This window comes from Pseudomonas sp. NPDC086278, from assembly GCF_050280905.1.
Taxonomy (GTDB): Bacteria; Pseudomonadota; Gammaproteobacteria; order Pseudomonadales; family Pseudomonadaceae; genus Aquipseudomonas.
In genome coordinates this window covers 73949-83145 of record NZ_JBNNWE010000014.1, presented here as the reverse complement: position 1 = coordinate 83145, position 9197 = coordinate 73949, and the positions used below count along the sequence as shown (strand labels likewise).

At 58.6% G+C, this 9197-nt stretch carries 5 protein-coding genes; 2 read left to right on the top strand and 3 right to left on the bottom strand.

From position 1 onward, the window contains the following. Nucleotides 1–1014: histidine kinase dimerization/phospho-acceptor domain-containing protein (locus tag ACQKP4_RS06880; RefSeq protein WP_427631611.1), on the bottom strand; the 1014-nt coding region annotated here is incomplete at its 3' end. A 168-nt stretch (nt 1015–1182) separates the two neighbouring features. On the opposite strand from ACQKP4_RS06880, the gene ACQKP4_RS06875 reads away from it, so the two are divergent. Next, nucleotides 1183–2073 (top strand): ATP-binding protein, encoded by an 891-nt coding sequence (locus ACQKP4_RS06875; protein ID WP_427631610.1) that lies wholly within the window; start codon nt 1183–1185, stop codon nt 2071–2073. Continuing rightward, nucleotides 2070–2552 (top strand): GAF domain-containing protein, encoded by a 483-nt coding sequence (locus ACQKP4_RS06870; protein ID WP_427631608.1) that lies wholly within the window; start codon nt 2070–2072, stop codon nt 2550–2552. Before ACQKP4_RS06875 ends, ACQKP4_RS06870 begins: the two co-directional genes overlap by 4 nt. Here the strand turns inward: ACQKP4_RS06870 and ACQKP4_RS06865 are convergent, their stop codons facing one another. After that, complete coding sequence (locus ACQKP4_RS06865; RefSeq protein WP_427631606.1) at nt 2553–5495, bottom strand: HD domain-containing phosphohydrolase; 2943 nt, start codon at nt 5493–5495, stop codon at nt 2553–2555. It lies immediately after the preceding gene. 49 nt (nt 5496–5544) lie between these two features. Continuing rightward, entirely contained in the window at nt 5545–9189 is a 3645-nt protein-coding gene (locus tag ACQKP4_RS06860; protein ID WP_427631604.1) for a transporter substrate-binding domain-containing protein, read from the bottom strand. Nucleotides 9190–9197: the final 8 nt, after the last annotated feature.

Genomic DNA, 9197 nt, shown 5'->3' with positions numbered 1-9197 from the left:
TTTGCCCGAGTCATGGGCAATCGACAGCTGTTGCTGCTGTTCAGGGTTCAGCGGGCCGTCCAGCGAGAGTGCAATCATTCCCAGCAGGCCGTTGAGCGGCGTGCGGATTTCATGGCTCATGTTGGCGAGAAATACCGAGCGTGCTTCGGCCATATCCAGCGCGGTGCTGCGGGCGACTTCAAGTTCCTGATTGGACTGGCTGAGCCTGGTATTAATGGCCTTGAGCTCGGCGGTGCGGGCCGAGACGATGTTTTCCAGTTGCGCGAGGTAATCGGTGAGACGGTTTTCGGCGTTACGCCTTTGCTGGATTTCGGTGGCGATGTTTTCGAACTGTTGATTGGCAACCTTCACCAGCACGCCTATTTCGTCGTTGGTGTGCCCGGCCGGACACTCCAGTGTGGTCGGTTCCGCACTGCGCGGATCGCGGCCACTGAGTTCGCGAATGACCCGCACCAGCGGCTTGGTCAGCATCACGTAAAACAACGCCAGCAAAATACCGGTCAGGATCAGGCTGCGGGCGAAGCCATTGAGCAGTGTCACTTCAGCCCGGCGCAGGAAACGGCTGCCGAAGGCGTAGGTGTCGACTTCCAGTTGCAAGGTGCCAAGGGATTCGTCTGGCAAGTGACCGAGAAAGAGCCGGTCTTCGAACCTCCGATGGGCTCCGAACAGCGAGTCGCTGATCACCCGATAACCGCTTTGCAAAGTCGGGCGTTTGACGCTGGCCAGCACGGTATTGTTGTTGTCGGTCAGTTTGGCGCTGATGATTGCTGGCGAATGCAGCAAGCCCATGGTCAGTTCCTGGGCCAGTTCGGCGTCGATGTTGTAGGCAATGCGCGAGGCCGGGTTATGGCTGATTTCCAGCAACGACAGGATTTCACGGTTGATGGAGGCGTCTTCGCTGGCATAATCGATGCCTATTTGCAGCAGGCTGAGCAGCGTGCCCAGAATGAAACCGACCAGCACAGTAAGCCTGGCTTGCTTGTAGGACAGCCGGTGGGTGAACTTGATATCCATGGGGTGTTGAACCACTTCCGTTTCCCTTCGCTGCTCAAGCATAGTCGATCATGCATGGATACCGATGTTCCCACGAGCCTTTGCGTGGCAAGGGATGAACCGGGCATCGAACGCTGTGTTTCGTCGCTGTAACGCCATCATTACTGTGAACGTGCCCGAGGAGAAGACGTGGATTCCCGATTGAATGCTTTTCTTGAACGCGCCGATGCCGTTCTGGCCCGAATCGAACCGTTGCTGCCTGCACCTCGGCAGTCCATCGACTGGACGCAATGCCTGGCTGCGCGCTGGCAACGCGAGGGGCGCAGCGGGTTTCTGCTGCCGCTGGAAGTCAGCCTCGACATGCGCCTGTCGGACCTGATTGGCGTCGACCGACAACTGGAGCAACTGGGGCGCAATACCCAACAGTTCATCGACGGCATGCCGGCCAACCACGCGTTGCTCTGGGGTTCGCGCGGCACCGGTAAGTCGTCGCTGGTGCGCGCCTTGCTCGCCGAGCACGCCGAAGCCGGCTTGCGGCTGATCGAGATCGAACGCGATCACCTGGCCGACCTGCCGCGCGTGGTGGAGCAAATCGGCAAACTGCCTCAGCGTTTCGTGCTGTTCTGCGATGACCTGTCGTTCGAGTCGGGCGAGGGCGACTATCGAGTGCTTAAAAGCGTACTCGACGGCTCTCTTGAGCAGGCGCCGGACAACGTTCTGCTGTACGCCACCTCCAACCGTCGCCATTTGGTGCCGGAGAAAGAGAGCGATAACGAAAACTGGAAACGCGTCGACGGCGAATTGCATCCTAGCGAGGCCGTTGAAGACAAGATCGCGTTGTCGGACCGTTTCGGCCTGTGGCTGTCGTTCTATCCGTTTACTCAGGAGCATTTCCTCAACGTCGTCGAGCACTGGATCGGTCAACTGGCCGACAAGGCCGGCCTTGATTGGCAGCGCGACGAAGAACTGGACATCCTTGCGGTGCGCTGGGCCACGGGGAGGGGCAATCGCAATGGACGTTGCGCGTATCAATTTGCCCGCTATTGGGTCGGGCTCAAGCTGTTGGAGCACAAAGCATGATCGATTTACAGAAGAGCGGCCAAGGGCTGGAAGGTTACGGGATGTTGTGGGCGCAGCTGGAGTCGTTGCTGGCGGACGAGCGTGACTTCATTGCGAACGCCGCGCAGTTCTCGGCCTTCCTGTACAACCAGCTCGATGATCTGAACTGGGCCGGTTTCTATCTCAATCGCAATGAAGAGCTGGTGCTGGGCCCGTTTCAGGGGCAGATCGCCTGCGTGCGGATCCCGTTCGGCCGGGGTGTGTGCGGCGCAGCGGCGGCGACGTTGAAGACTCAGCGGGTCGAGGACGTCCATGCGTTCCCCGGCCATATCGCTTGCGACAGCGCTTCGAACAGCGAACTGGTCGTGCCACTGGTCAAGGAAGGGCGCCTGATCGGCGTACTGGACCTCGACAGCCCGATGCTCGGCCGTTTTTCGGCCGAAGATCAGGCCGGCATTGAACAATTGGCGGCGATTTTTCTGCGTCTGACCGACTGCTGATCATGCCTTCAGGCCGGCCTTGGTCAGCAGGCTCGACGGGTCGACGGCGTCAATCTGCTGCGGATCGAGAAATCGACTGGCGTATTGCAGGTAGATCGCTTCGTTGATGAACAGTCCGAACAGGTCCGGGTCGATGTGGGCGTCACGGCACATGGTGGCCATGATGCCCAGCGCTTCGCTTAATGATTTGGCTTTCTTGTAGGGCCGGTCGGCGGCGGTCAGCGCCTCGAAAATATCGGCAATCGCCATCATCCGGGCCGGCAGGCTCATCTCTTCACGCTTCAACCGTTTGGGATACCCGGTGCCGTCCATTTTTTCATGATGGCCTCCAGCGATTTCGGCAACGTTGTTGAGGTGTCCGGGAAACGGCAGGTGGCTGAGCATCAGGATCGTCTGCACCATGTGGTGATTGATGATGTAACGCTCCTCTCGGGTCAGCGTGCCTCGGGTGATGCTCAGGTTGTAGAGCTCGCCCCGGTTGTACTTGTGGCGGGGCACATCGAGCTTGAACCCCCACGGATTGTCTTCGGGGATCAATTCGCTTTCGATGCGTTCGAGCAAGTGCTCGGGCTTGTCCGCCAGCAGCTGCTCGCTGACCGGAAGGGTTGGCGCAGGCACGCGTGCCTGTCGGCGATTTTCTTCCCAGGACACCCCCAGGCGATCATCCAGGGTGCGGACCCACGTACGCTGAGCGATGCCGCCCAGGCGTTGCAGGTCGGCCTCCGCCATGGCCTCGCTGCCCAGATTGCAGTGCGCGACGAACGCGAAGTCGTCGTCCAGCTCGCCAAGGTGCGAATTGCGCAGTTCGGCCAGGTGTTTTTCGTCGCCGCCCAGAGCGACAGCCTGCCAATAGTTGATCCAGGCATCGCGTTTCAGGACTTCGAAGCGGGTGCGAATTTCGTGGATGCGGTCGTTCAGGGTTTCCAGCTTGGTGGCCTTGTCGACCACGTATTCCGGCGTGGTGACCTTGCCGCAGTCGTGCAGCCAGGCCGCAATGTGCAGCGCCTCCCACTCGTCGTCGGTAGGTTGATAACCGCTGAACGCCGGTGCCTGGCTGTCGGCCGCCGCGTGCGCGAGCATCAACGTCAGCTCTGGCACCCGTTGGCAATGGCCTCCGGTGTAGGGGCTTTTGGCATCGATCGCGCCGGCAAGCAGCTGGATGAATGAGTCCAGCAATTGCTTCTGCTTGGCTTGCAGGCGCTGACTCTCAATACTCACGGCGGCCGCGCCAGACACCGCCTGGAGAAATGCGATGCGGTCGGGTCGCAGTTTTTCGAGGTCATTCTGTGCGCCGCTGTCCGCCAGCAACAGCACCAGCAGGCCCACGGTTTCATCGTGACGATTGTGCAAGCGGATACCAATCAGATGAACGCGCGGGCATTGCAGTGCCAGCAGCACCTTGCGCAAATCCTCCGATTGTTCGAAGCCCAGGTTCGTGACGACGTTGTCGGTGTTCGCCAGCTGTTGCATCCATTGAGGGCTATCAAGGGACTGAAGGTCGTGGCTTTGAAGATCAAAGGCTGACAATTCCTGGGGCGCTTCGTTGATCACCAGGCCATGGGGCTCCATCCGGTCGCTGTCGTGCTCACGCAGGTAAATCAACCCAGCCTGGGCTTGACCGATCTTCACCGTTTCAAACAGCACCCGCTGTAACAGCGGCGCGAAACGGGTTTCGGCGCTCAGGCTATCGGTGATCTGGAAGAAGCTCCCCAGTGTGTCTTTCATGCGTGCCATCGACACGCTCAATTGATCGACTTCCAATACCGGCGAGCGGCGACTGGCGGGAAAACTGAAATCGAAGCTGCGAATCGCATCCGCCTCCTGCACCAGCGAACGCAGGGGTTTGACCAGGATTCTTGAGGTCAGCCATCCCAGCGGCAGACACAACAACAGTGTCGCCAGAGTGATCAGCGCACCTTGCCAGCGCGTCCGGTAGGCGTCTGTCAGCAATTCGTCCTCCGGCACCAGCAACGCCAGTTGCAGTCCCTTTGGACCTCCCTCCGGCATACTGCTAAGCGCCGAGATCCATTCGCGTCCGTCGGCATTCAGGCGATTTCCTTCGGGAGGCGTTTTCAGCAGCGCGCCGAGACCGGGGCTCAGGTCGGCAGCCTTGATCAGGCGGGCGGTCTGGTCGTCAATGATCAGTTTGTTGCTGTCGGGATAGGCAACGGCATTGCCGTCGGCATCGAACAGGACGATCTCGGTGTGAGGAGTCACCACGTGTTTAGCCAGGGTTGCCGAGAGTTCGGCCAGCGTCAGGTCCGCGCCCAGCACCGCATCGTCGCCACTGCGTCGGGCTAACGTCGTGCCCACGTTGTGGGTGGAGAAAAAGACGTAGGGTTCGGTGGTGATCTGGCTCGTGCCGCTGCGGGCGCTGGTAAACCAGGCACGGTTGCGAGGGGCGTAGGTTTCGTCGGGATACTGCTGACGGTTGATGAGCGCCAGATCCTGATCGAAAAACAACGCCTGAGAGCGAATCTGCCTGCTGCTGTGCTCAATGCTCCACACCTGAAACGCCGCCATTTGCGGCGCCTTCACTTTGATTTTCAGCGCAGCGGTTCGCAGCGGACGAACCATGAAAAAGTCGCCATTGCCGTAGCCCACGTACAACGACGCCAGGTTGGGGTTGTCGTTGAGCGACTGGCTGAAGGGTTTGAGTAACGCCAGGCGTTGCTCCAGGTCAGGCGCCTGAACCCCCGGGTTGTATACCAGCAGGCTCAGCAGGTGGCGGATCGGTTCGTAAGTGTCTTGCAGATCTCGCCGAACATCCTGCTCGATACGGTCAAACAACTTTTCGCTGCTGGAAAAAATGATTTGCGTGGTTTGCCGGTAATTGAAAATACCCAGCACGGTGCCGGTCAGCAAAAGCAGGAAAGTAAACATCACACTGATATGGACGTGCAGAGGGAACCGGCGTTGTTCCGGGCGCAGTGGGCTGGGCATTACCGGTCTCTCCATGATGTTTAACACACTGCTTAGCGTCCAAGCATAGTTAAGGCCCCACCATTCTGCTTCGGTCGTTGATACCTATTTGTTGTTGCAGTGCGTGCTCCAGATCGAGCATGGCCTGGTCCATAGCCTTGGTGCAGTCGGTCACTTCGTCAGGGCGGAAGGTTTCATGACAGGCTTTTTCGAGCGCCTCGCAGCTGTCGATTACTCGGGAGGCCTGGACAATGCGCGCCGCGCCCTTGATTTTGTGGGCAACGTCCAGAAATGACTGACGATCCTTCGATTGGGACAATGCCAGCAATTCCTGGCGGTCCAGGCGATTGCTTTTGAGCAGTTCGGACAGCAGACGCTGGTCCATTGCCGGGTTTCCACCCGTTAAAAGGTGCAAACCTTCAAGACTGAACGCCGGCGCGCGCGGGGGCGGATCGATGCTTTCGACCCATTGACTCAAAGCCGTCAGGCTCAGGGGTTTGAACAGGCAATCGTCCATTCCGGCCTGCTTGCAGCGGTGGATTTCCTCCGGTTGTGCGTTAGCGGTGAACCCCAGCACCTTGCACGGCGTGCGCTGTGTTTGCCGTTCGTGGAGGCGAATGGCGCCGGCCAGTTCGTAGCCGTTCATGATAGGCATGTTGCAATCGACAATCACCAGATCAAACGCCCCGTTACTCCACGCCTCGAACCCCTGGGCGCCATCCTCCGCGTCGCTGAAACGGTGCCCCAGGAATTCCAGCTGCTGGCACATGAGCAAGCGATTGGCGGGATGATCGTCGATCACCAAAACGTTGAGCGGGACTGAGTTGATGAGGACGTCTGACTCCGTGGCTTGAGCCATCCGGGCGGGTTCCAGTGATGAAAGCTCGAGTGAGATCCGGACTTGAGTGCCGACGCCTGTCTGGCTGCTCAATTGCAGGCTGCCGCCCATCATTTCGCAGAGGTTACGGCTGATCACAAGGCCCAGGCCGGTTCCTCCTCTCGGCGAATGCCCGGAATGGGCCACCTGGGTGAACGGCTCGAACAGTCGTTGCTGGTCCTGTTCGCTGATCCCGGCTCCGGTGTCTTGAACGCTCAACTGCAAACGGACACGATCCGGTTGGTCGCCTGGTTGCAGCTCGACCAGAATCTTCACTTGCCCCTGCTCGGTAAACTTGATGGCGTTGCTGACCAGGTTCGACAGCACCTGTTTGAAGCGCATGGGGTCCAGCAGGACATCGTAGGCAGGTTTGGCGGGGCTGAACGTCAGCGACAGGCGAAGATTCTTTTGCCGGGCGAGCCCGTCGAAGATCCGCACGACCGAGGCTACCGTTTCAGGCAGGTTGACGCGTTCCGGGCTGAGGCTCAGGCGCCCGGATTCGATGCGTGCAATATCGAGAATGTCGCCGATCAGTTCCAGCAGGTCTTTTGCCGACCGATACGCGACATCGATGGCCGGGCGATCCGGATGGCTGTGATCGATACGCTTGAGGGTCAGTTCGAGCATGCCGATGATTGCATTCATCGGAGTGCGGATTTCATGGCTCATTGTGGCCAGAAAGGTGCTTTTGGCTCGATTGGCTTCATCGGCCCGTTCCTTGGCTGTACGCAGGTCATCAAGGAGTTGGCGCCGATCGCTGATGTCGATCCAGCCGCCAATAATGCCTTTCACTTCACCGCGCGAGTCCCGATACGGCAATATCCAGTGATAAATCGTCAGCCTGCGTCCACCGATATGCAGCGGTCGGTCACGAATCAACGGCGTCCCTTCCGTCACAACGCGCTGGTAGTCAGCCTGATATTCACGGGCTTCGAACGAATTGTTCAGGGCGCCCTGCATCACGCTTTTTCCGATAACGTCTTCGCGTTTGGCGCAGAAGGCTTCCAGGTAACTTTCATTACAGCTTTGTAGCACCCCCTGACGGTCACGAACGTAGATCGGATGAGGCGTTCCGTCGACCAGCGATCGCATGAACTCGAACTGATCGTTCAGTGCACGCTCGGCGGCCTGACGCTCTTTTATCTGGCGGCGCATGTAGGCGTTCCACGCCACCGAAATCAGCAACAACGCGCCAACGCCAAAAACGATCTGGTAAAAGAGCCGGTGGTAGTTGCGCCAGGTGTTTTGCGTCGCGGACGAATAACCACGCCAGCGGCTGTTGATGATGCCCAGTTCTTCCGGCGAAATGCTCAGCAGTGCCTTGTCGAGAATGGTCCCCAGTTCCTTGGCGTTTCGTCCGGTTGCCAGGGAAAATGCCGCTTGTTTCGTGCCGATGGTGGTGCTGATTTGAAGGGTGTGCTCGAAGACTTGTGACGAGATGAAGTAGTTGGCAACCACCAGCGAGTTCACCGACCCTTCTGCGTGGCCGTCGTCGAGCAATTCCACGGCACTGAACGTGTCTGGGGTTTCGATCAGGTGAATATGCGGAAATTCACGGCGCAGGTAATCGACCAGCGGATTGCCCTGGGCAATCGCCAAGCGCTTACCGGAAAATTGCGAGAGATTTGCCGGGCTGTCAGCGGCCTTGCGAGTCAACAGGACAAACGAGTTTTCCAGATAGGGTCGACTGAAGTTCAAGGTCTTTTCACGCTCGGCGGTCGGGAGCAGGGCGGCGATCAGATCAGCTTGATGGGTACTGATTTGCTGGACCATCTCGTCATCGCTACGACTGCGATGGACCTCGAACCGCAGGCCGGTACGCAATCTGATCAGTTCGAGCAGGTCTGCGGTCACGCCGCGAAAGTGTCCTTCACTGTCAAAAAATGTCAGTGGCGCTAACGCTTCATTGACCACCACGTGAACTATCGGATGCTGCGCCAGCCAGTGTTGTTCGCGCTGAGTAAGTTGCAGTTTTTGATCGGTAAGAAGAATGTCGCTGCCAGCACTCCAGCGTTTGGAAATGTGTTCGCGCTCGCTGGCCGGGATGGCCCGAAGCAGGGTGTTGATGATGCTAAGCAGCTCTGGGTTGTCCTTGTGGACGGCAAAGCTGAAACCGTGAGCTTCGTGCTGACCGAAGTTGGCCATGCGGATGTTGTTCAGGTAGCCCTTGTTAATCATGTAGTGGGTTGAAATGGTGTCACCGAGGAACACATCGGCTTGGTCAAACGCCACCGCATTGATTGCATTCTGGTAGGAGGGATAGGAGGTGATGATTGCCTTGGGGTACAAGGCCCTGACTTCTTCCTGTGGCAAATAGTGATACACCATGCTCAGCCGCAAGCCCGCAAGGCCATCGCTCAAGGAGCGGGTTTCGCCTTCCCGAGTGACCAGCACTGGCTGATCCACGGCGTAGGGCGCGGAAAGAACAATATCGGCGTTGCGCGCTTCGAAGCCATTGGCGCTACCGAGCATATCGACCTCACCTTTTTCCAGGGCAATGATTGCATCGCCCCGGGAGGCGTAGCGCTGAACCTTGACCGGCAGGCCAGTGGCAGTGCCCAGGATCCCTGCATAGTCGGCGGTAAAGCCTTCATAGTCGCGCCCGCTGAGGGTCATATCGAACGGCGGGTAATCAGGCGCCGAAGTGCCCAGGATCAATTCTCTTTTGTGGCTGATCCATTTTCGTTGTGCTGCATCCAGTTGGACGTCCATGTCCCCGACCCTTGAACGACTTAACAGGGTGTACTTCTCGCTGGCAGCCTGCGCTTGGCACACCGAAGTGCTCAGGCATACTGCCGCGATCAACAGTATCAGATAGTCCTTCAAACGACTGGGCATCCTGTTTC